Origin of the sequence: uncultured Streptococcus sp. (assembly GCF_963528215.1) — a bacterium.
Lineage (GTDB): Bacteria > Bacillota > Bacilli > Lactobacillales > Streptococcaceae > Streptococcus.
This window is the reverse complement of sequence record NZ_CAURVL010000015.1, coordinates 15,336-39,005: the sequence shown is the minus strand read 5'-3', so window position 1 is coordinate 39,005 and position 23,670 is coordinate 15,336. Positions and strand designations below refer to the sequence as shown.

22 protein-coding genes and 1 riboswitch are annotated in these 23,670 nt (G+C 42.7%); of the genes, 20 read left to right on the top strand and 2 right to left on the bottom strand.

Translation table 11 applies throughout. From position 1 onward, the window contains the following. Nucleotides 1-16: 16 nt before the first annotated feature. Nucleotides 17-1,462, bottom strand: a complete 1,446-nt coding sequence (locus tag RWS24_RS07225; protein ID WP_314366391.1) for a UDP-N-acetylmuramoyl-L-alanyl-D-glutamate--L-lysine ligase — start codon at nt 1,460-1,462, stop codon at nt 17-19. 86 nt (nt 1,463-1,548) lie between these two features. Here RWS24_RS07225 and RWS24_RS07220 point away from each other — a divergent pair, with 86 nt between their 5' ends. The 14 genes from RWS24_RS07220 (at nt 1,549) to RWS24_RS07155 (ending at nt 17,510) form a co-directional block, all read left to right on the top strand. After that, entirely contained in the window at nt 1,549-3,177 is a 1,629-nt protein-coding gene (locus tag RWS24_RS07220; RefSeq protein WP_002899786.1) for a polysaccharide biosynthesis protein, read from the top strand. A gap of 96 nt (nt 3,178-3,273) precedes the next feature. Beyond that, on the top strand, nt 3,274-4,431 hold the full coding sequence (locus RWS24_RS07215) for a cystathionine gamma-synthase (RefSeq protein WP_125402478.1): 1,158 nt from the start codon (nt 3,274-3,276) through the stop codon (nt 4,429-4,431). After that, complete coding sequence (locus tag RWS24_RS07210; protein WP_314366388.1) at nt 4,424-5,599, top strand: MalY/PatB family protein; 1,176 nt, start codon at nt 4,424-4,426, stop codon at nt 5,597-5,599. The genes RWS24_RS07215 and RWS24_RS07210 overlap by 8 nt, the downstream gene beginning before the upstream one ends. A 74-nt stretch (nt 5,600-5,673) precedes the next feature. Then, nucleotides 5,674-5,829: riboswitch (M-box (ykoK) riboswitch) on the top strand. Between the two features lie 150 nt (nt 5,830-5,979). Then, nucleotides 5,980-6,591 carry a glutathione S-transferase family protein gene (locus RWS24_RS07205; protein WP_314366387.1) on the top strand — a complete coding sequence of 204 codons (612 nt, stop codon included), beginning with the start codon at nt 5,980-5,982 and terminating at the stop codon, nt 6,589-6,591. A 157-nt stretch (nt 6,592-6,748) separates the two neighbouring features. Then, nucleotides 6,749-9,409, top strand: a complete 2,661-nt coding sequence (gene mgtA, locus RWS24_RS07200) for a magnesium-translocating P-type ATPase (protein WP_125434778.1) — start codon at nt 6,749-6,751, stop codon at nt 9,407-9,409. 97 nt (nt 9,410-9,506) lie between these two features. Further along, nucleotides 9,507-10,136: a uracil phosphoribosyltransferase gene (upp, locus tag RWS24_RS07195; protein WP_002894672.1), complete on the top strand. Its 630-nt coding sequence runs from the start codon at nt 9,507-9,509 to the stop codon at nt 10,134-10,136. Between the two features lie 80 nt (nt 10,137-10,216). Then, a complete protein-coding gene (locus RWS24_RS07190) occupies nt 10,217-10,834 on the top strand; it encodes an ATP-dependent Clp protease proteolytic subunit (RefSeq protein WP_314366404.1) in 618 nt (205 codons plus the stop codon). A gap of 159 nt (nt 10,835-10,993) precedes the next feature. Beyond that, complete coding sequence (locus RWS24_RS07185; RefSeq protein WP_002918525.1) at nt 10,994-11,263, top strand: YlbG family protein; 270 nt, start codon at nt 10,994-10,996, stop codon at nt 11,261-11,263. Nucleotides 11,264-11,351: 88 nt separating this feature from the next. Next, nucleotides 11,352-12,512, top strand: coding sequence for an ABC transporter substrate-binding protein (locus RWS24_RS07180; protein ID WP_002905096.1), 1,161 nt, complete (start codon nt 11,352-11,354; stop codon nt 12,510-12,512). A 241-nt stretch (nt 12,513-12,753) separates the two neighbouring features. After that, nucleotides 12,754-13,623, top strand: a complete 870-nt coding sequence (locus RWS24_RS07175) for a branched-chain amino acid ABC transporter permease (RefSeq protein WP_314366382.1) — start codon at nt 12,754-12,756, stop codon at nt 13,621-13,623. Between the two features lie 3 nt (nt 13,624-13,626). Next, nucleotides 13,627-14,580: a branched-chain amino acid ABC transporter permease gene (locus RWS24_RS07170; protein ID WP_002914606.1), complete on the top strand. Its 954-nt coding sequence runs from the start codon at nt 13,627-13,629 to the stop codon at nt 14,578-14,580. Then, nucleotides 14,580-15,344: an ABC transporter ATP-binding protein gene (locus tag RWS24_RS07165; RefSeq protein ID WP_002913262.1), complete on the top strand. Its 765-nt coding sequence runs from the start codon at nt 14,580-14,582 to the stop codon at nt 15,342-15,344. Before RWS24_RS07170 ends, RWS24_RS07165 begins: the two co-directional genes overlap by 1 nt. Then, nucleotides 15,344-16,054, top strand: coding sequence for an ABC transporter ATP-binding protein (locus tag RWS24_RS07160; RefSeq protein WP_002894681.1), 711 nt, complete (start codon nt 15,344-15,346; stop codon nt 16,052-16,054). Before RWS24_RS07165 ends, RWS24_RS07160 begins: the two co-directional genes overlap by 1 nt. Before the next feature lie 799 nt (nt 16,055-16,853). Beyond that, nucleotides 16,854-17,510 (top strand): CBS domain-containing protein, encoded by a 657-nt coding sequence (locus RWS24_RS07155; protein WP_314366379.1) that lies wholly within the window; start codon nt 16,854-16,856, stop codon nt 17,508-17,510. A 35-nt stretch (nt 17,511-17,545) separates the two neighbouring features. On the opposite strand, the gene RWS24_RS07150 is transcribed toward RWS24_RS07155, so the two are convergent. Then, on the bottom strand, nt 17,546-18,433 hold the full coding sequence (locus tag RWS24_RS07150) for a YitT family protein (protein ID WP_125434782.1): 888 nt from the start codon (nt 18,431-18,433) through the stop codon (nt 17,546-17,548). Between the two features lie 311 nt (nt 18,434-18,744). On the opposite strand from RWS24_RS07150, the gene tmk reads away from it, so the two are divergent. From tmk to serC, 6 genes are all read left to right on the top strand, one after another. Next, complete coding sequence (tmk, locus tag RWS24_RS07145; RefSeq protein WP_048773035.1) at nt 18,745-19,383, top strand: dTMP kinase; 639 nt, start codon at nt 18,745-18,747, stop codon at nt 19,381-19,383. Further along, on the top strand, nt 19,380-20,270 hold the full coding sequence (locus RWS24_RS07140) for a DNA polymerase III subunit delta' (RefSeq protein ID WP_314366378.1): 891 nt from the start codon (nt 19,380-19,382) through the stop codon (nt 20,268-20,270). Before tmk ends, RWS24_RS07140 begins: the two co-directional genes overlap by 4 nt. Nucleotides 20,271-20,294: 24 nt before the next feature. Further along, a complete protein-coding gene (gene yabA / locus RWS24_RS07135) occupies nt 20,295-20,612 on the top strand; it encodes a DNA replication initiation control protein YabA (protein WP_002894690.1) in 318 nt (105 codons plus the stop codon). Between the two features lie 2 nt (nt 20,613-20,614). Further along, nucleotides 20,615-21,484 carry a 16S rRNA (cytidine(1402)-2'-O)-methyltransferase gene (gene rsmI, locus RWS24_RS07130; RefSeq protein WP_314366376.1) on the top strand — a complete coding sequence of 290 codons (870 nt, stop codon included), beginning with the start codon at nt 20,615-20,617 and terminating at the stop codon, nt 21,482-21,484. Between the two features lie 85 nt (nt 21,485-21,569). Next, on the top strand, nt 21,570-22,334 hold the full coding sequence (locus tag RWS24_RS07125) for a DpnI domain-containing protein (RefSeq protein WP_314366374.1): 765 nt from the start codon (nt 21,570-21,572) through the stop codon (nt 22,332-22,334). A gap of 237 nt (nt 22,335-22,571) precedes the next feature. After that, nucleotides 22,572-23,663: a 3-phosphoserine/phosphohydroxythreonine transaminase gene (gene serC / locus RWS24_RS07120; RefSeq protein ID WP_314366373.1), complete on the top strand. Its 1,092-nt coding sequence runs from the start codon at nt 22,572-22,574 to the stop codon at nt 23,661-23,663. The last annotated feature ends 7 nt before the right edge of the window (nt 23,664-23,670 follow it).

Sequence of the window (23,670 nt, the reverse complement as noted above, 5' to 3'; positions counted from 1 at the left end):
ATTCTCGCCTTTTTTCTTATAAATACTTTTCTGCTAAGGCATAGTCTCCTGAATAGGCTACTTTTTCTCCTTCTATGATTTGGTAAGCATCTGCTCCTTTACCGGCCAGAATGACGGCATCTCCCTCTCGGTCTGTCAGACTGAGAGCTTTTTTGATGGCTTCTTCTCGGTCGGCTATTTTTTCCACTGGATAGGAGATGTAGGATGCGATTTCCTCCGCAATGGCTAGAGGATCTTCATAGTTAGGGTCGTCAGCAGTTAAGATAACAGTCAGCTCAGGATGCTGATTGAGTAAGAGACCGAAGTCTTTGCGGCGGCTTTCACCCTTGTTGCCTGTAGCACCCAAGAGGAGAATAATCTTGCCCTTTTGGTGTTCCTCTACCACAGAAAGCAGGTTGCTTAGGCTGACGCCATTGTGAGCGTAGTCAACGAAGACCTTGGCGCCGTTTTTTTGAGTCAGGACTTCCATACGGCCTGGGACTCGGGTTGCGGCAATTCCTTTTTTGATGTCTTCGAGGCTAGCACCCAGTCGCAGACAGGCAAGACCAGCAGCTACTGCATTTTCCTGATTGAAGTGGCCGATGAGCTGGATATCGTAGCGGCCAGCTAACTTACCAGGAACTTCAAAGCTGAAGGCCTGAGAATCTATGATGGTATTGCTTGAGCCTGCTCCATAGAAATCATGTTCCATAGAAGCGACTTGTTCTTTCACGATTTGGAAATGGTCCATATCGCTATTTACGATAACTGCTCGGCTATTATCCATCAAAAGCCGTTTATTGTAGAAGTAATCCTCAAAAGTCGGATGCTCGATAGGGCCGATATGGTCTGGGCTGATATTAAGAAAGACACCCACATCAAAGGTTAGGCCGTAGACTCTTTTCTTGAGATAAGCCTGACTGGAAACTTCCATGATGAGATGAGTCCGATTATTAGCAAGGGCTTGGGCCATCATTTTGATAAGATCCAGACTCTCTGGTGTGGTCAGAGTTGACTTGAAGAAAGTCTCGCCATCCAAAGTAGTGTTCATAGTCGAGAGTAGGGCAGGACGATGACTTTGAGAAAGGGTTTGATAGGCAAAATAAGCTGTAGTTGTCTTGCCCTTGGTTCCAGTAAAGGCAAGTAGTTTGAGCTTTTTCTCAGGATGGCCGTAAAATTCCATGGCTAAGAGACTCATGGCTTGCTTGACATCGTTGACCAAGAGGACCGGAATGCCCACTTGAAAGTCTGTCTCGCTGATATAAAAGCGCAGGCCAGCTGAGACGGCTTTTTCTAGAAATTCTTTCTTAAAAGCCTCACCCTTGACAAAAAAGAGGGTAGAGGCATCCGCTTCCCTGCTGTCATAACTGATACTATCGAAAGTCAAGCCGCTGTAGGAGAAAAAGTATTCTCCGTCTTTGACAATATCACGAAAATTATGGTCTTCTTTTAAAATATTTAATACGGTTTCAATTTTAATCATAAATCTATTGTAAACCTTATGGCTGGGTTTTACAAGAGGCAAGGAAAAGTTTATAATAAAAGAAGAATAAATAGAAGAGGTTTTCTATGAGCCAAGAAACAACAAGCCAGCAGCAGCAGATGCTGCGGGGAACTGCCTGGCTAACTGCCAGCAATTTTATCAGTCGTCTTCTGGGTGCCATCTATATCATTCCTTGGTATATTTGGATGGGCAAGCACGGCGCCGAGGCCAACGGCCTTTTTACTATGGGCTACAATATCTATGCCTGGTTTTTACTGATTTCTACAGCCGGCGTGCCAGTGGCAGTAGCCAAACAGGTAGCTAAGTACAATACAATTGACAAGGAAGAGCACAGTTTCACTCTCATCCGAGAGTTTCTCAAGTTTATGCTGCTTTTGGGAGCTGTCTTTGCAGTGATGATGTACCTGCTCTCACCAGTTTTCGCTTCTATGTCTGGCGGTGGTTCAGACTTGGTGCCAGTCATGCAGAGTCTGTCTCTGGCCGTTTTGATATTCCCATCCATGAGTGTTATCCGAGGTTTTTTCCAAGGTTTTAACAATCTCAAGCCTTATGCCATCAGTCAGATTGCGGAGCAGGTCATTCGGGTTATCTGGATGCTGCTGACAGCCTTTTTCATCATGAAAATCGGTTCTGGCAACTATGTAGAAGCGGTTACACAGTCAACATTTGCAGCATTTATCGGTATGCTGGCTAGCATGGCTGTCTTAGCCTTCTATCTCTGGAAGACAGGTATGCTGACTTCTATCCTTCATAAGTCTGCCAATGCAGGGGAGATCAATAGCCGTGCCCTCCTCTGGGATACAATCCGAGAAGCCATTCCTTTCATTATCACAGGATCTGCCATTCAGCTTTTTCAGATTATTGACCAAAATACCTTTATCCATGTCATGGGCTGGATCAGCAAGTACAGCAAGTCCGAGCTGCTGGTTCAGTTTGCCTATTTCTCAGCCAATCCTAATAAAATTACCATGATTTTAATTGCAGTGGCTACCTCTATTGGCGGTGTTGGGATTCCTCTCTTGACTGAGAACTATGTCAAAGGTGATTTCCGATCGGCTGCACGCTTGGTGCAGGATAATCTTAGTATGCTGATTTTCTTTATCTTGCCAGCAACCATTGGTGCTGTTTTGGTAGCGGAACCTCTGTATACCGTTTTCTATGGCAAGCCAGATGGTCTAGCACTAGGGCTTTTCATCTTTGCTATGCTGCAGACCATTATCCTCAGTCTATATACGGTGTTGGCTCCGATGATTCAAGCCCTCTTCCAAAATAGAAAGGCAATTATCTATTTCCTCTATGGAGTGGGAGTCAAGTTGGTGTTGCAAGTACCCTTGATTTATATTTTTAAAGCTTATGGTCCTCTTCTTGCGACGACAGTCGGCTTGATTATCCCAATCTTGCTCATGTATCAGGAAATTCGCAAGGTAACAGGTCTGAATCCTAAGAACCTCTTTAAGCGGAGCCTCCTGTCAGTGATTCTGACGGTTCTGATGACCATCTTTGTCTTGGTGGCAGAGCTTCTTATCGGTCTCTTCCTTCATCCAAGCGGTCGGATTTCCAGCTTTGTCTATATCACTCTGATTGGCGGTATCGGTCTCGCTGTCTATGGCGGTCTGGCGCTCAAAGTTCGCCTTATGGATCGCTTCATCGGTTCAAAAGCTGCTAGTCTGCGCCGACGCTTTCATATTTATTAAAAAGCCATAAGGCTTTTTAATTTTTAGCTTTGTTTTTCTAAAACTTTAACATTATAGTTTCAAACTATAGCTAGCTCTTGAAAAGAAAAAAGAAAAATGTTTTCAAAAGATGTTACAATAGAGGGTGAAATATTAGCGAAGGATTGGAAGGTTAATATGAGTAAGGACGTAAAATTAAATACACTACTGGCTCAGGCTGGGGTTAAAAAAGATGAAACAACTGGTGCTTTAACAACACCCCTGCATTTTTCAACAACCTACCAGCACCCTGAGTTTGGCCAGTCAACAGGTTATGACTATACTCGGACCAAGAATCCAACGCGGGTTAGCTTGGAAGAGACTCTGGCTGCTATCGAAAGTGCAGACTATGCCCTAGCGACTAGCTCAGGTATGTCGGCTATTGTGCTGGCCTTTAGTGCCTTTCCGGTCGGCAGCAAGGTTTTGGCTGTTCGGGATCTCTATGGCGGATCTTTCCGTTGGTTTGCCCAAGCTGAAGCAGAAGGGCGTTTTGCCTTTAGCTATGCCAATACAGAAGAAGAACTGCTGAACAATCTGACAGAGGATATAGATATTGTCTATATCGAGACACCGACCAATCCTCTTATGGTAGAGTTTGACATTGCCCGCATTTCCCAAGTGGCTCATGAGCGAGGAGCAGCTGTCATTGTGGACAATACCTTCTACAGTCCCATTTATCAAAGACCGCTAGAGGATGGAGCTGATATTGTTCTGCACTCTGCGACCAAGTATCTGGGCGGACACAATGATGTATTGGCTGGAGCCATCATGACTAATGATGCTGCAATTTATGACAAGCTATTCTATAATCTCAATACAACTGGGCCAGTCCTGTCTCCTTTTGACAGCTATCTGCTTTTGCGCGGTCTCAAGACACTGGCTCTACGCATGGAGCGCTCTACTCAGAATGCGCAAGAAGTAGTCGCTTTTCTGAAGCAATCTCCTGCGGTAAAAGAGGTTCTCTATCCAGGCAAGGGTGGTATGATTTCCTTTAAAGTTGTGGACGAAGGCAAGATTCCTCATCTCCTAAATAGCCTGAAAGTCTTTACCTTTGCGGAAAGTTTAGGAGGAGTGGAGAGCTTGATTACCTATCCGACGACCCAGACTCACGCAGACATTCCAGTGGAAGTGCGTCATTCTTATGGCTTAACTGATGATTTGCTACGCCTGTCAATTGGAATTGAGGATAGTCGAGATTTGGTAGACGATTTACGTGCAGCCTTGGAGAATGAATAATATGGGAAGATATAATTTTGAAAAAGCACCCTGTCGTGTAGGGCATCATACTTATAAATGGAAAGAAGCGGAGAAGGACAAAGAAGTTCTGCCAGCCTGGATTGCGGATATGGATTTTGAAGTCCTGCCTGAAATCCAGCAAGCTGTTCATGACTACGCTAATCAGTTGGTCTATGGCTATACCTATGCCAGTGAAGAGCTAATCAATGCTGTTCTAGATTGGGAGCGGGATGAGCACGACTATACCTTTGATCGGGATGCTTTGGTATTTATCGAGGGGGTTGTTCCTGCTATTTCGACGGCTATCCAAGCCTTTACCAAGGAAGGGGATGCTGTTCTAATCAACACTCCTGTTTACCCACCTTTTGCCCGCAGTGTCAAGCTCAATAATCGTCAGCTTATTACCAATTCTTTGATAGAGCAGGATGGTCTCTTTCAGATTGACTTTGAGAAGCTAGAGCGGGACATTGTAGACAATGAAGTCAAGATTTATGTTCTTTGCAATCCGCACAATCCTGGAGGTCGAGTTTGGGAACGGGAAGTGTTAGAGAAAATTGGCCGCCTCTGTCAAAAGTACGGCGTTCTCCTGGTCTCAGACGAAATTCATCAAGATTTGACGCTGTTTGGCCATGAACATCAGTCTTTTAATACTGTCTCGCCTGACTTTAAGGACTTTAGTCTGATTTTAGCAAGTGCGACTAAAACCTTTAATATTGCTGGAACTAAAAATTCCTATGCTGTGATTGAGAATCCTAGCTTACGACATCAGTTTAAAAAACGCCAGCTGGCCAACAACCAGCATGAAATTCCTGGTCTTGGATTTTTAGCGACAGAAGCAGCCTATCGTTACGGTTGGTCTTGGTTGATGGAGCTTAAGGAAGTTCTTGAGAAGAATGTGAATTTTGTAGTTGATTATTTTGCCAAGGAAGCACCGCGCCTGCGGGTCATGAAGCCTCAAGGGACTTATCTGATTTGGCTGGACTTTTCAGATTATGGCCTGACAGATGACCAGCTCTTTCAGCTGCTACGAGAAGAGGCAAAGGTCGTCCTGAATAGAGGAAGTGATTTTGGTCAAGAAGGCAAAGGCCATGCCCGCCTAAATGTTGCTGCTCCAGAGACCATGGTTGAAGAAATCTGCTCCCGTATTGCAGAGGTACTGCCAAAATAAATCAAAAATTTTTTGAAATTTGTTTCAAGTGAGAAAAATGATTGACAATCCTTCCAAAGAGGAGTATAGTAATAGTGGAAAATCGGTAGGTGAGGCTACCATAAGGATACGGATGACTACCGCAAAGCAGTGGAGACACTACTCGTTGGTCAACAGTCCTGATCGCCAAGGTCAAGACTAAGCTCATTTCATCGCCTTATGGAGTTAAAGCTTGAACGGTGAATGCTTGTTTTATCTGTGCTTAAAACAATGAAGCGAATAACCTGACATGCAAACAACCCTGCCGAGAAATTGGCAGGGTATTCTTTTTTGCTGAAAATATTTCAAGAGTGCAAATAGTTGATTGCCTGCCTCTCAAGAAAAAAGAAGGAGGAATAGTGATGAAATTTTGGTATTCTAGTACCAGTCCTTTTGCGCGTAAAGTATATGTTACAATTTTACATCATAATTTAGAGGAGCAAGTGGATATTCAGAAAGTTCAGGTGGCTTTTGATAGAAATTCACCGCACAATCAAGATAATCCTTTAGGTAGAATTCCTGCTTTTCAAGCTTCCAGTGGAGAATGGTTATATGGTAGTGATTTAATTTCTCAATATTTAGACGAACTAGGTCAGGAAGTCTCACTTTTCCCCAATGGAATGGAGAAATGGCATGTTTTAAATATACTGTCCGTTGCTGAAGGAATTTTGGAAAATACAATGCCGATTGTTGCGGAAAAATTTTTCCATGAAAAAGAACATTGGTGGAAAGACAGACATCAGCAAATTGAAGAGAGAAATATACGGAGTTTGTCTTTGTTAGAGAAACTGGCTACTGAGCAGGGGCTCTCTTTAAATATTGCAACAATCCAAGTAGTTGCTCTTGTAGATTGGTGGAATTTACGTGAAGAAGTTATTGGATTTTCTTTAAAAGAAAATTTTCCAGAATTGCAAGATTGGACACAGAAGATGAATGCCACCTTTGACGTCTTGCAGGCATCTTGGGACTTTTAATTGTTTTTATAAATTAAGAAAGGAGACACGCGATGCAAATTGACGATTATCCGGAACCGCACATACACAGCCAATCGCTGATTTGTGTCGTTCTGTCCTTATAAAGTGATTGGTCCCTGTGTATGAAAATTATTAATCATACATCAAGGAGAAACCAATGAAAACAGTAAAAGAAAGATTAGTTGCTGCTCTGCAGCTTCCTGTAAAAGAAACTCTGGCTTTTTACAAGAGTTCTTTTCGCGGCCTGACAGAAGAACAGGTTGAAGAAAATCGTGACCTTTATGGTGAAAATATCATCACAAAGGGTCAGGAAGACTCTATCCTAAAGAAAATTTACGAGTCTATCATTAACCCCTTTACAGTCATCTTATTGGTGATTGCCCTCGTGTCTTTAGTGACCAATGTTTGGCTGGCTAAGCCTGGTGAGGAAGATCCGACAACTTCCATCATCATTGTTGTTCTGGTGCTGATTTCTGGAGGCATTCGTTTTGTTCAGGAATTGCGGAGCGACCGCGCTGCTAGCAATCTGTCTCAGTTGATTGTCAACACGGCTACGGTTATCCGTGAAGGAGCAGAGCAGGAACTGCCGATTGATGAGCTTGTTGTAGGAGACATCATCAAGCTTAGTGCCGGAGACATGATTCCTGCAGATGTGCTGCTACTGGATTCGCGTGATTTCTTTGTTCAGCAGTCCGGCCTGACAGGCGAAAGCGATGCAGTAGAAAAGGTCTATTTGGCCAAGTCGGATGGGCAAAATCTAGATAGCCTTTTAGAAACAGAGTCGCTGGCTTTTATGGGAACCAACGTTATTTCCGGAAGAGCTACAGCTCTGGTGCTGGTGGTTGGCGATGAGACCATGATGGGAGCCATTGAGCAGACGCTTAACACCTATGATGAGCCGACCTCTTTTGAGCGCGAGATGAATAGCATTTCCTGGCTCTTGATTCGTCTGATGCTCGTCATGGTTCCAGTCGTGTTCTTCATAAACGGTCTGACAGACGGCGACTGGCTGGAAGCAGGTGTCTTTGCCCTCAGCGTTGGGGTCGGCCTAACTCCAGAAATGCTGCCTATGATTATCACGGCGAGCTTGGCTAAAGGTTCCATTATTATGGCTCAGGAAAAGGTCGTGATTAAGAAGCTGAACGCTATTCAGGATCTAGGAGCTATTGATATCCTTTGTACGGATAAGACAGGCACACTGACTCAAGATGAGATTGTGTTAGAATACCCGCTGGATATTCATGGTGATTTGGACTTAGCAGTGCTCCGTCGTGCCTTTCTCAATTCCTACTATCAAACTGGTCTCAAAAATCTCATGGATCGAGCTATTATCAATCGGACGGAGAAAGAAGCAGAAAAGCATGAGATTGTCCGTAATTTAGACCAAACCTTTAAGAAAATTGATGAACTGCCCTTTGACTTTGAACGCCGTCGCATGAGTGTCATTGTCAAGGATGATGAGGATGTTATCAGCATGGTGACCAAGGGGGCCTTGGAGGAAATGCTGGCTATCTCTAGCCATGTAGAATACAAGAAACGCATTACTGAATTGACTGAGGAGATTCGTCAGGAAATCCTTTCGGAAGTGGCTCAACTCAATGAGCAAGGGCTGCGCGTGCTTGGTGTTAGCTACAAGTCAGACTTAGAAGAAGATTACGACTATGAAGTCAAGGATGAATCTAACATGATTTTGACGGGCTATCTGGCCTTTCTAGATCCACCTAAGTCATCTGCGGCTCCAGCTATTGAAACCTTGGCTGAGTACGGCGTTGCTACTAAGATTTTGACCGGTGATAATGATAAGGTGTCCCAGGCAGTCTGTGAAAAGGTTGGGCTAGATGTAGACAATATCTTGCTGGGTGTAGAGGTGGATGTCTTATCTGATGAAGAATTGAGCCAAGCGGTAGAGAATACAACGGTCTTTGCCAAGCTCTCACCTGACCAAAAAGCTCGGATCATTCTCCAACTCAAGGACAATGGTCACAAGGTTGGCTACATGGGTGATGGTATCAATGATGCACCTTCTATGAAGGTAGCAGATGTGGGTATTTCTGTTGATACAGCTGTCGATATAGCCAAGGAAACAGCAGATGTCATTCTGCTGGACAAGGATCTCATGGTTCTGGAGAAGGGGTTGGTAGAGGGACGCAAGGTCTATGCCAACATGACCAAGTACATTAAGATGACGGTCAGTTCCAATTTTGGGAATATCTTTTCTCTCCTCTTTGCCAGCATCTTTTTGCCATTTCTTCCTATGGCACCAGTTCATCTGATTGTCCTTAATCTGGTTTATGATCTGTCCTGTATCGCTCTGCCCTTTGATAACGTTGACAGTGAATTTCTCAAGAAACCACGGATTTGGTCTGCTAACTCTATTACCCGCTTTATGGCTTGGATTGGGCCTATCTCATCCATTTTTGATGTTTTGACATACTTAGCCCTCTACTTTATCATTGTTCCTATGATAACAGTAAGCAGTTATCAAGCTGGCACTGAACAGGCAGAGACCTTTATCACTCTTTTTCAAACAGGCTGGTTCGTTGAGTCCATGTGGACCCAGACCATGGTCATCTACATGCTGCGCTCACCTAAGCTGCCATTTGTGCAGAGCCGTCCTGCTTTATCCGTTATTGTGACGACCATGGCAGCAGCTCTCTTTGTTACTTCCTTGCCATACAGCCTCTTTGCGTCAGTTCTGAAGACAGCTCCGTTGAATGGCACTTATTTCCTTTTCCTCTTCTTGATTATTGTGCTTTATATGGTTAGTGTAACTCTTGTTAAACACCTTTATATCAAGCGCTATAGAGAATGGCTATAAGGTGAAGAAAATCTTTGAAAAGGCTTGCTTATGGCAAGCCTTTTCACTCTTTTTTTGATATAATAAGAAGAATAAATTGAAAGAAGGAAATCCAATCATGGGAAAACTTGAAGTTATCGCTCATCCACTAATTCAGCATAAATTGTCTATCTTGCGTCGTACAGATACCTCTACCAAGGCTTTTCGTGAATTAGTTGATGAAATCGCAATGCTCATGGGATATGAAGTTTTGCGCGATTTACCACTTGAAGATGTAGAAATTGAAACACCGATTACGAAAACGGTCCAAAAGCAGATTGCAGGGAAGAAATTAGCTATTGTTCCAATCTTGCGGGCTGGTATTGGTATGGTGGATGGACTTCTGAGCTTGGTTCCAGCAGCTAAGGTCGGCCATATCGGAATGTACCGTGATGAAGAAACTTTGAAGCCGGTTGAGTATCTGGTCAAGTTGCCAGAAGATATTGACCAACGTCAGATTTTCGTTGTAGATCCAATGTTGGCTACGGGTGGTTCTGCTATCTTGGCTGTGGATTCTCTGAAGAAACGTGGTGCTAGCCATATTACATTTGTCTGCTTGGTTTCAGCGCCTGAAGGAGTAAAAGCCTTGCAGGAAGCTCATCCAGATGTTGATATTTTCACAGCTGCTCTGGATGATCATCTTAATGACCATGGTTATATCGTACCAGGACTGGGAGATGCAGGAGATCGTCTTTTCGGGACCAAGTAAAAGTTTCTATTTGACCTTTTTTGACCAAAAGGATATAATAGTCTCGTAATTTGAAATTCTATTCCCTAGTTTGATAGAAAATTTTAAAAAGAGAAAGAGAGAAAACTATGATTCCTGTAGTTATTGAACAAACCAGCCGAGGGGAGCGCTCCTATGATATTTACTCCCGGCTATTAAAAGATCGGATTATCATGCTGACTGGCCCAGTAGAGGACAATATGGCTAATTCAGTCATTGCCCAGCTCCTTTTCTTGGATGCACAGGACAATACTAAAGATATTTATCTCTATGTGAATACGCCGGGCGGATCCGTTTCAGCAGGTCTGGCTATTGTGGATACTATGAACTTCATCAAGTCTGATGTTCAGACCATTGTTATGGGTGTAGTTGCCAGCATGGGAACAATCATTGCTTCCAGTGGTGCTAAGGGCAAACGATTCATGCTGCCAAATGCAGAATATCTGATTCACCAGCCAATGGGCGGAGCTGGAAGCGGTACTCAGCAGACGGATATGGCCATTGTAGCTGAGCACTTACTTAGAACTCGGAATACCTTGGAAAAAATCTTGGCTGAAAACTCTGGCAAGTCCGTTGAGCAAATCCACAAGGATGCGGAACGCGATTACTGGATGAGCGCTCAAGAAACCTTGGAATACGGCTTTATTGACGAAATCATGGAAAATAGCAACTTGAACTAACATAGGAGGAGCCAAAACCGGCTCCTTTTTGTTGTTTTGAATTTGTTAGTCTGTCAACACTAAGTGTTTTAAGCTAATCATAAAGCTTTTCAGGGCTAGTTTTTTTGACCTATCTTTGCTATAATCATCTAAGAACTACATGGACCGGAAAGGAGTTTTATGATAGAGAGAGAAGAAAGAGTGGGCTTGATTGTCTATCTTTACTATAATCGAGATGCCAAAAAGCTAGCTAACTTTGGGGATATTATTTATCATTCTAAGAAGCATCGCTATCTGCATCTCTATGTCAATCAAGAGGAAGCCCAGAACTTACAGGAGAATCTGCCCAAGGAGCGCTATGTTAAGCAAGTTCGGATTTCTCACATAAAAGAACTGGATCAAAACTTTGTTGGAAGCCTGTATAGAGAGCAAGAAAACGTTATCATTTGATAAAATTTCTATAAAGGGTTGACAATTGTCAGATAATTCGATATATTCTTACTATATCATCAATCAAATCACTTAAGGAGATTTCGGAATGAAGAAAAAATTTGCACTATCCTTAGTAGCTTTTGCTAGTGCGGCTCTTCTCGCAGCTTGTGGAGAAGTATCCAATAACAACTCAACAGCAACTGGTACAGAAATTGGCGATACGATTAAATTTGGTTTTAACTTTGAAGAATCAGGTGAAGTAGCAGCCTACGGTACAGCTGAACAACATGGTGCTCAGTTGGCCGTTGATGAAATCAACGCTGCTGGTGGCGTAGATGGCAAGAAGATTGAAGTTACTGATAAGGATAACAAATCAGAAACAGCTGAAGCATCTACCATCACTACTAGCTTGGTTACCCAAAGCAAGGTAAATGCAATCATTGGCCCTGCGACTTCTGGAGCTACAGCTTCAGCTACTGCAAATGCTGCTAAAGCAGGTGTACCAATCATTACACCAAGTGCGACACAGGATGACCTGACCAACAAGCAAGATTATCTTTACCGTGCAACCTTCATTGATAGCTACCAAGGTAAAATCATTTCTAAGTATGTCACTGACAACTTGAAAGCTAAGAAAGTCGTTCTTTACTATGATCAATCCAGTGACTACGCTAAAGGAATGGCGGATGCCTTCAAGAAGGAATTCAAGGGTGAGATTGTAGCAACAGAAACCTTCCAATCTAAGGATACTGACTTCCAAGCTGCTTTGACAAAGATTAAAGGCAAAGAATTTGATGCTCTGGTTGTTCCAGGTTACTATACAGAAGCTGGTAAAATTGTCAATCAAGCGCGTGGTTTGGGTATTGACCAAACAATCGTTGGTCCTGATGGCTTTGGTGATGCTAAGTTCGTTGAGCAAGCAACTCCAGCTGCAGCTACAAATGTTTACTATGTATCTGGCTTTACAACTTCGGGTGAAATGTCAGAAAAAGCTAAGAAGTTTGTTGAAGCATACAAAGCTAAGTACAAAGAAGAGCCTTCTATGTTTGCAGCTCTGGCATATGACTCTGTTTATATGGCAGCTGAAGCAGCTAAAGGCGCTAAAACTTCTGTAGATATCAAAGACAACTTGGCTAAGCTTAAAGATTTCGATGGAGTGACTGGTTCAATCACTATTGATAAAGATCACAATCCAGTGAAAACAGCTTTGATGATTGGCTTGAAAGACGGTCAAGTAGATACTGTAGAAACAGTTAAAGCGGAATAAGAATTATGAGGCTGGGGCTATCCCAGTCTTTGACTTGTTTTCTATTTCTAGTTGCTTGAGCAAATTAGTAGATAATTTCTTTCTGAATCTACGGATTTGAAAGAGTATTGTTTTATAATCTATTCTTCTTCGTTTCTCAATCAACTATTATTCGTATTTTGGGAGTGGGATGATAAAATCACGACCTAGTCTGCTGATTTTTGTCCCATTCCTTATTTTATTATAGAAAGAGTGGTGTCTAATGCTCCAACAATTAGTCAACGGTCTAATCCTGGGTAGTGTTTATGCGCTTCTGGCTTTGGGTTATACCATGGTTTATGGGATTATTAAGCTGATTAACTTTGCCCACGGCGATATCTATATGATCGGTGCCTTTATGGGTTATTACTTGATTAATATCTTGAAGTTTAATTTCTTCCTATCTCTTATTTTAGCGATGCTTCTAACGGCGCTTCTCGGTGTGGTTATTGAGTTTTTAGCCTATCGTCCTCTGAGAAATTCGACTCGGATTGCGGCTTTGATTACAGCTATTGGGGTCTCTTTTCTACTCGAGTATGGCATGATTTTCTTTGTCGGTGCCAATACTCGTTCCTTCCCGCAGGTTATAAAGACAGTACGCTTTAACTTGGGGCCGATTTCTATCTCAAATATTCAGTTGCTGATTTTGGGAATTTCCATTTTCCTTATGGTGGCTCTGCAATTTATTGTGCAGAAGACAAAGATGGGTAAGGCTATGCGCGCTGTATCTGTGGACAGTGATGCTGCTCAGCTGATGGGAATCAATGTCAATCGGACAATCAGCTTCACCTTTGCTTTGGGGTCAGCTCTTGCAGGAGCTGCTGGTGTTCTAATTGCCCTTTATTATAATTCATTGGAGCCTTTAATGGGGATGACTCCAGGTATTAAGTCCTTTGTAGCGGCCGTTCTAGGTGGTATTGGAATTATTCCTGGTGCTGCGCTTGGTGGCTTTGTTATCGGTCTTTTGGAAACTTTTGCGACAGCGCTTGGACTATCTGATTTCCGTGATGCCATTGTCTATGCGATTTTGATTGTCATTCTTCTGATCCGTCCAGCTGGTATCCTTGGTAAAAATGTGAAAGAGAAGGTGTAAGGTATGAAAAAGAATTTAAAGATAAATATTTTCTGGCTTGGCCTTGTCTTAATTGGCTACTTGCTGATGACAGTATTGGTTAGTGCCGGTGTTCTCAATGCGTTTTACATTCAAATCTTAGAGCAGATTGGGATTAATATTATTCTGGCTGTGGGGCTTAATCTCATCGTCGGATTCTCAGGTCAATTTTCTCTTGGGCATGCTGGCTTTATGGCTATCGGTGCCTACGCTGTAGCGATTATTGGCTCTAAATCGCCAACATATGGAGCTTTCTTCATTGCCATGCTGGCTGGAGCTATCATTGCTGGTATTGTGGCTTTAGTAGTTGGTTTGCCGACCCTGCGACTTAAAGGGGACTATCTCGCGATTGCGACTCTTGGTGTCTCGGAGATTATCCGTATTCTGATTATTAATGGCGGTACTTTGACAAATGGAGCAGCTGGTATCTTATCCATTCCGCCCTTTACTTCTTGGCAGATGGTCTATGTCTTTGTTGTTATCACAACTATTTTGACCTTGAATTTCCTGCGCAGTCCTATTGGCCGCAGTACTCTGTCTGTCCGTGAGGATGAGATTGCTGCCGAGTCTGTTGGTGTTAATACTACTAGAATCAAAGTGACAGCCTTTGTCTTGGGAGCTATCACGGCTTCTATTGCTGGTTCTCTTCAAGCTGGCTTCGTTGGTTCAGTTGTTCCTAAGGACTATTCCTTTACCAACACTATCAATATCTTGATTATTGTCGTTTTTGGTGGCCTAGGCTCTATGACTGGAACCATTGTAGCTGCAGTGGTCTTGGGAGTTCTCAATATGTTGCTACAGGATGTATCCAGCATTCGGATGATTGTCTATTCTTTGGCTTTAATCTTGGTCATGATTTTCCGTCCAGGCGGACTCTTAGGAACTTGGGAGCTGAGCTTGTCTAAGCTCTTCAAAAAGAATAAGGAGGTCAAAGAATAATGGCACTTCTTGATGTGAAAAATCTAACTAAAAACTTTGGTGGTCTGACTGCTGTCAGCGATGTGACCTTGGAACTCAACGAGGGCGAGCTGGTTGGTCTGATTGGCCCTAATGGTGCAGGAAAAACGACTCTTTTCAACCTCCTAACCGGTGTTTATGAGCCTAGTGAAGGAACAGTGACACTAGATGGTCATTTGCTCAATGGTAAGGTACCTTACAAGATTGCTTCTTTAGGTCTAGGGCGGACTTTCCAGAACATCCGGCTCTTTAAGGACCTTAGTGTTTTGGATAATGTTTTGATTGCCTTTGGTAATCATCATAAGGCTCATGTGTTAGCTTCTTTCCTCCGCCTGCCAGCTTACTACAAAAACGAAGAAGAACTCAAAGCTAAGGCTTTGGAGTTGCTGAAAATTTTTGACTTGGACAAGGAAGCAGAAACCTTGGCTAAGAACTTAGCTTATGGTCAGCAGCGCCGCTTGGAGATTGTTCGGGCCTTGGCAACGGAGCCGAAGATCCTCTTCTTGGATGAGCCGGCTGCAGGGATGAACCCTCAGGAGACAGCAGAGCTGACTGCATTGATTCGACGGATTAAAAACGAATTTAACATTACCATCATGCTAATTGAGCATGACATGAGTCTGGTAATGGAAGTCACTGAGCGAATCTATGTGTTGGAGTACGGCCGCTTGATTGCGCACGGAACACCTGATGAAATCAAGAATGACAAACGCGTTATTGAAGCATATCTAGGAGGTGAAGCCTAATGTCCATGCTTAAAGTTGAGAATCTCTCTGTCCATTATGGCATGATTCAGGCTGTCCGTGATGTCAGCTTTGAAGTAAACGAAGGAGAAGTCGTTTCCCTGATTGGTGCCAATGGCGCTGGGAAAACGACCATTCTCCGGACTATTTCAGGCTTGGTCCGTCCAAGTGCTGGTAAAATTGAATTTGTCGGCAATGAAATTCAAAAAGTTCCTGCTCAAAAAATCGTAGCAGCTGGACTTTCGCAAGTACCAGAAGGCCGCCATGTCTTTCCAGGTTTGACAGTTTTGGAGAATTTGGAAATGGGCGCCTTTCTCAAAACAAACCGTGAAGAAAATCAAGCCAATCTCAAAAAAGTCTTCTCTCGTTTCCCACGCTTGGAAGAGCGTAAAAACCAAGATGCTGCTACCCTTTCAGGTGGTGAGCAGCAGATGCTGGCCATGGGACGGGCTCTGATGTCTACACCTAAGCTTTTGCTCTTAGATGAGCCTTCTATGGGCTTGGCGCCAATCTTTATTCAGGAAATCTTTGATATTATCCAAGATATTCAGCGGCAAGGGACAACAGTTCTTTTGATTGAGCAAAATGCAAATAAGGCTCTCTCTATCGCCGACCGTGGTTATGTTCTTGAAACAGGTAAAATTGTTCTGTCCGGAACAGGCCAAGAGCTCCTCGCTTCTGACGAAGTCCGCAAAGCATATCTAGGTGGTTAAAAAGGTCCAATGGACCTTTTTAAGTTGCAGATAAAGAAAACAAGGTTTTCGTCAAGATGCCCGGTAGATTGTTTCAGGTTGCAGATGGGAATTCGCGAGAGCGAATTTTCTTCAAAATGTCTGGGAGACACTTTTAGGTTGTTGATAGAAAGTTACGGTAGTAACTTAACATTTTGAAAAGGTCCAATGGACCTTTTTTATTTGTAGTATGAGGATTTTTTTAAGTCCCATTTTGCGGTGATGAAGTATGTAATCATTGAAAAATAAATAGCAGCGTATCATACACTGCCTATCAATCGAAACATATTTGAATATCAGATTTTAAAACATGAAGTTCTATACTTTAAAAATTATTTGCTAGGTGCAAATAGATTAAATCCAACATGGTACATAATTGCGAACATGACTGCAAAGATAATCACTGCTAGGACTAGCTGAACGCCTTTGGGTAGATTGTTTAATTTGTCCATCAGATTCTTCATGGCTACACTTCAATTTTACTAATATTTTAGTAGTATTGTATCATTAATATATGACCAAGTCAATACATGTTATGATATAAGTGAAGGCTAGAAACTGATGCATATTAACTCATTACCGACTAGCTAAAACTTTATCTTTAAAAATTTCTCTGAAGTGAGATAGTATAGTCGACCATTTCCTATCTTCAATTTTTCCAATCGCGGGATTTTTCTAAATTTTGAAAACTTAGGCATAGGCCTTGGAAGCGTTTGAAATCAGCCTCAAAATAAAGTATAATAAGTATAAGAATTATGGATAGGAAGTAGAGGGAACTTTTATGGCAGTTAAAGATTTTATGACGCGTAAGGTGGTTTATATCAGCCCAAATACAACGATTGCTCATGCGGCTGATATGATGCGTGAGCAAAAACTTCACCGTCTGCCAGTGATTGAGAATGACCAACTAGTGGGACTGGTGACAGAAGGAACGATTGCAGAAGCTAGTCCATCTAAGGCAACGAGTCTGTCCATTTATGAGATGAACTATCTTCTCAACAAAACCAAGGTTGGTGATGTTATGATTCGTGATGTGGTCACAATTTCTCAGTTTGCTAGCTTGGAAGATGCGACCTATCTGATGCTGAAAAATAAGATTGGTATCCTGCCTGTCGTGGACAATGAGCAACTTTACGGGGTTATTACTGACCGTGATATTTTCAAGGCTTTCTTAGAAGTATCTGGCTATGGTGAAGAGGGAGTCCGTCTGCGCTTTGTCACTGAGAATAAGGTGGGGGTTCTTGAGCAGATTATCCGTCTTCTGGTGGAAGAAAATCTCAACATCTCCAATACAGTCAATATACCACGCAAGGATGGCAAAGTCGTCATTGAAGTACAGTTAGCTGGTGATATAGACATGGAGCTTCTCAAGAAAAAATTTGAAGAGCATGCTATTGAGCTGGCTGAGATTACACATACTGCTCCAAAAGCTTTATAAATAACATAAAAAAGCCTCATCGTTAGATGAGGTTTTTAACGTACAATAGGTTGTTTGTTAGCATCTAAAGTGAAGCCTTCGCCCAAAATCTCATGGGCTTCGCTAATAGTAGTAAAGGCAAATGGATCGACTTGGTTAATGAGTTTTTTCATTTGCTGCATTTCATTACGGGAAACAACACAGTAGACAATTTGCAGATCCTGCTTGCTATAGAAGCCTTGCCCCTTGAGGTAGGTCACTCCACGATCCAGCTTGTCATTGATAGCTTCAGCTAGCTCAGTGGGCTTACTTGTAACGATAAGGAATCCCTTACCAGCAAAACCTCCTTCTGCAATTAGGTCAATGACGCGGGAGGTGATAAAGACAAACATGAGGGTGTAAGATACCATGCGTAAGTCTTTGAAGACTAGGAGAACCAAGGTAATGACTACAAAGTCAACTGTCAGCATGAGTCTGCCCATGGAAATGCTGGTGTATTTATTGAAGATGCGGGCTACAATGTCCGTACCGCCAGTTGTTCCACCAGCATTAAAGATGGTGCCCAGTCCAATCCCCATAATAATCCCCGTTCCAAGACAGGCTAGTAAGACATCGCCGTCCAGAGCTGAGATAAAATAGTCTTGCAGGTGTTTGGAGGCAGGTAAGATTTCAAAAATTTTGAGCCAGGCTGACACAGAGAAAGTCCCTAGAATACTGAGGTAGAGGGTTCTCGAACCCAGTAGCTTCCATGCAATAATAAAGAGAGGAATGTTAATCACTAGGTTGGTCGTCGAGACAGGGATTTTAAATAGATAGTAGGTAATCAAGGTCAGACCCGTTGCTCCACCCTCATACAAATGAAAGGGAATGACTAAATAATGAATCCCAAAAGAAAAAATTCCAGCCCCAAAAATGATGGCCAGTACGTTTTTTAATTTAAACATAAGATCCTCCTAAATCTATTTCCAGAAATTTCTTCTGAATATATTTTACCAAAAATTTAGCCTTTATGAAAGACTTTGAAAAAATTTTTAAAGTCTTTTCTTATGATGGGCTTTTAGCTTTTTTTTTGGTAAAATAAACAATAGATAAAAAAGAGTGGGATGAAAATAATGAGCTGACGAATTCGGCTCTTATCAGGCTGCTCAGCCGTTTGGACATGCTGTAAAAGTAGCTTATATCAAGCTTTAGGGCAAGTCTTATCTGCATTTTCTTATAAAGAACGAAAAATAGAAGTTAGAGATTCAAGGTAAAGATGAAAAATGGTATTTTGATTTCGCTGGAAGGTCCAGAAGGGGCTGGAAAGTCAAGTGTGTTGGAAGCCTTGCTTCCTTTTTTGAAAAATTATGGTACTGGCCTGATTACGACGCGGGAGCCGGGTGGCGTCCAGATTGCTGAGGCTATCCGCGAAGTGATTTTGGAACCTAGTCATACTGCGATGGATGCTAAGACTGAGCTTTTGCTGTACATTGCCAGCCGCCGTCAGCACTTGGCTGAACGGGTTTTGCCAGCTTTAACGCAAGGGAAGCTTGTCTTGATGGATCGTTTTATTGATAGTTCAGTGGCCTATCAGGGATACGGACGGGGTCTGGATGTAGCAGACATTGAATGGCTCAATCAGTTTGCGACAGATGGACTCAAGCCTGATTTGACCCTCTATTTTGATATTGATGTGGAAGAAGGGCTGGCGCGGATTGCTAAGAGTGAAAGCCGAGAGGTGAATCGGCTTGATCTGGAAGGTTTGGACTTGCACCAGCGGGTTCGGCAGGGCTATTTGGCGATTCTTGACAAGGAGCCTGAGCGCTTTGTCAAGGTAGATGCCAGCCAACCTTTGGATAAGGTAGTGGCTGATAGTTTGGCCATCATTCAGGAACGATTTGGGAATCCGTCATGAAGATAAAAGATTTACAGCAGAGCCAGCCCAGCTTGTTTGAGCAGTTTCAGCATATTCTGGAACAGGGTCGGCTTAGTCACGCCTACTTATTTACCGGAGCTTTTGGCAGTTTTGAAATGGCCCAAATCCTGTCTCAGAGTCTCTTTTGCGAGGATAAGAAAGGCGTCTGGCCTTGTCAGTCCTGTCGTTCTTGTCGTTTGATTGCAGAAGAAGATTTTTCTGATGTAACGGTGGTGCGACCGGTTAATAACATTATCAAAACAGACCGAGTTCGGGAGTTGGTCCGAAACTTCTCTCAGAGTGGCTTAGAAGGCAGTCGGCAGGTTTTCATTATCTGCGATGCGGATCGGATGCACGTCAATGCAGCCAATTCCTTGCTCAAAGTCATTGAGGAACCGCAGAGTGAGATTTATATTTTTCTCCTGACTGCTGATGAACAGCTGATTCTGCCGACGATTCGGAGTCGGACTCAGGTTTATCATTTCTTGAAAAATACAGCTGCTTTGCAGCACAGTTTGGAACAGGATGGCTTGATTAGAAGTCGAGCGGAGCTACTAGCTGTTTATAGTCAGACTCAGTCTGAAGCGGAAAGCTTAGCTCATAATAATGCCTTTTTTGAATTAGTCAGCGAATGCGAGCGCTTTGTCAAGGATTTTCAAACTCGCCCCAGTCAGGCATTTCTGCAGGTTTCGCGTCTGGTAAAGCTGGCTGATGATAAGGAAAAGCAGGAACAGGTCTTCAAGCTCTTGGAAGTGTTATTTTATAAAGAAATAGCATCAGAAAGCGGTCGACAGGCCTTGGAGCAGCTTTTGCTGGCTCGGAAGATGTGGCGGGCTAATGTATCTTTTCAAAACGCTTTAGAATATATGACTTTGAAGGGGAAGTAAAAAGAGGCAGCACAGGAGTATAAAATGGATAAAAAAGACTTATTTGACGCCTTAGATGATTTTTCACAGACGCTTTTAGTGACTCTTGCTGAGGTGGAGGCTGTCAAGAAAAATCTCAAGAGTGTGGTAGAGGAAAATATTGCTCTGCATCTGGAAAATGACAAGCTGAGGGAGCGCTTGGGAGAGGTGGAGAAGGAAGCTCCGACCAAGACCAAGAAAAACCGGGATAATCTGCGTAAGCTTTACTATGACGGCTTTCATGTCTGCACGGATTTCTACGGTCAGCGCCGGGAGAATGACGCAGAGTGCATGTTCTGCGATGAATTATTATTTAGGGAGTAGTGATGCAGGTTCAAAAAAGTTTTAAGGGCGAAACTGCCTACGGCAAGCTTTATCTGGTCGCGACTCCTATCGGGAATCTGGATGATATGAGCATCCGTATGGTTAATACCCTGAAAGAGGTTGACAGGATTGCGGCTGAAGATACGAGAAACACAGGCCTGCTGCTTAAGCATTTTGGGATTGAGACCAAGCAGATCAGTTTTCACGAGCACAATGCCAAGGAGAAAATCCCAGTTCTCTTGGACATGCTTCAAAGTGGAAGTGATATAGCCCAGGTTTCAGATGCTGGTCTGCCCAGTATTTCTGATCCTGGACATGAATTGGTTCAGGCAGCGCTAGAAGCTGGAATTACTGTAGTGCCGATTCCTGGTCCTAGTGCTGGAATAACAGCCTTGATTGCCAGCGGATTGGCTCCCCAACCGCATATTTTCTATGGTTTTCTACCTAGAAAGGCTGGCCAGCAGAAGGAATTTTTCGCTAGCAAAAAATCCTATCCTGAGACTCAGATTTTCTACGAATCCCCTCATCGAGTTCGGGCTACGCTGGAAAACATGCTGGCAGTTTATGGTGACCGCCAAGTCGTCTTGGTGCGCGAGTTGACTAAGATTCATGAAGAGTATCAGCGAGGGCTAATTTCAGAATTGTTGCCTTATACAGCTGAACATCCGCCTAAAGGAGAGTGTCTCTTGATTGTAGCTGGGGCGGCAGAAAATGCTTCACAAGAAATATCTCAGGACCAATTACTCGCTGAGATTGATCTTTTAGTTGAAGCCGGTAGCAAAAAAAATCATGCCATCAAGAACGTCGCCAAGAAATACGGCAGGAACAAGAGCGAGCTATATGCGGTTTATCATGAACAAAGAGAAAGTTGAAGACTTTAAAAATGTGTTTAATCATGCTCCCTGCTGTCAAATTTTTATAGTAGGTTGTTGATGTTTATCGTACTTAGAGGTTCTTATGCAATTACAGTTTAACTTAGCTTTAATTAAAAATTATAAAAGCAACAGTCAAAAGGCTCGTGTTTTGACAGAAGATTGGGTTGCTCGTCATAGCTATTGCCCAAATTGTGGTAAAACCCCTTTGAAACACTTTGAAAATAATCGCCCTGTTTCAGACTTCTTTTGCCAGAGTTGTTCAGAAGAATTTGAACTAAAAAGTAAGAAGGGAAATTTTTCTTCCATTATCAATGACGGTGCTTATGCAACTATGGTTGAGAGAGTACAAGCAGATAATAATCCAAACTTTTTCTTTTTGACCTATTCGGAAACTTATGAAGTTCAAAATTTTATAGTCCTTCCCAAGCAATTTATAACAGTTGAAACTATAATTAAAAGGAAGCCACTTGGTCCGACGGCAAGACGAGCGGGTTGGGTAGGCTGCAATATCGATTTGTCACAAGTGTCGTCAAAGGGAAGAATATTTCTAGTTAAAAATGGTCAGGTTAGGGAGCCTGAACTCGTTCATAAAGAATTTAGAGAGACTTTATTTCTTAGAAAGCAATCTTTTGCTACCAGGGGGTGGTTACTGGAGATTCTCAAATGCTTGGATAAAATCAAGGAGAGAGAGTTTACGCTTGAAGAAATGTATTCTTTTGAAGAAAGCTTAAAACTCATTTTCCCTAACAACCATCATATTAAGGACAAGATTCGCCAACAATTGCAATTGCTAAGAGATAAAGGGATGATAGAATTTATTGGAAGAGGAAGATATAGGAAGTTATGAAAATTGATTGAACACTTTCCATAGAAATTAAATCTTTAATTTTTCTATGTCTTCAGACTTAGTAATCCTGACTTAAAATCAGGATTTTTTTGTTATCTGGATTAGACAGTTGGTTTTGCTTATCTATATTTCAACAATGTTCGGGAATTGGCTAAAAAAGTGCTTGATTTCTGAAATAAAATAGATATTTTCTAAACTTTGTGATATGATATACAAAATAAATTTTGGAGGTAGGATATGACGATTTACAATTTTTCTGCTGGACCGGCAGTATTGCCCAAGGAAGTCTTGAAAAAAGCTCAGGCTGAGTTTTTAGACTATGCCCAAAGTGGCATGAGTGTGATGGAGCTGTCCCACCGATCCAAGGAATTTGACGATATTATCAAAGAAGCTGAGAGCTTGCTGCGTGAGCTCATGGATATTCCGGACAATTACCGCGTGCTATTTCTGCAGGGTGGGGCTTCTACCCAGTTTAGCATGATTCCCCTTAATCTAGCACAAGGCGGCAAGGCCTATTACCTAGTGGCTGGTTCTTGGGGTAAGAAGGCCTATACTGAAGCTGTCAAGCTGTCCAAGTTCATTCCCTTTGAGCCTATTCTTTTAGCTTCATCAGAGGATTTAAATTACACAGAAATTCCTTCTTTTGATGAAAAGGAGCTTGATCCGCAGGCGGCTTATGTGCATCTGACAACCAATAATACTATCGAAGGAACGGCTATTTATGATCTGCCAGCAACCAATGGCGTGCCGATTGTGGCGGACATGTCTTCTAATATCCTGGCTGCTCAGTACCGAGTGGAGGATTTTGGTTTGATTTATGCTGGGGCTCAGAAAAATATCGGACCTGCAGGCGTGACAGTTGTTATCATCCGAGAAGACTTGCTGGATGATGAGCCAGTTCTATCTAGCATGTTGGATTACCGCATTCAGGCGGAGAATGGCTCTCTTTACAATACACCACCGACTTTCGCCATCTATATGGCTAAGCTGGTCTTTGAGTGGGTCAAGGAGCTGGGTGGCGTAGCAGAAATGGAAAAGCGCAATCGTGAAAAATCTGGCCTTTTGTACGACTTCATTGAGCAGTCAGATTTTTATCGCAGTCCAGTCCGTTACAAGGAGCAGAGATCAGTAGCCAATATTCCCTTTGTGTCTCCTAGCCCAGAGCTGGACGCTAAATTTAACAAAGAGGCTGCTGCAGTAGGATTTAAGAATATCAAGGGGCACCGCAGTGTAGGCGGCATGAGAGCTAGTCTTTACAATGCCTTTCCGCTCCAAGGTGTCAAGGACTTGATTGCCTTTATGCAGAAATTTGAAGAAGAAAATTCTTAAGAGAGGG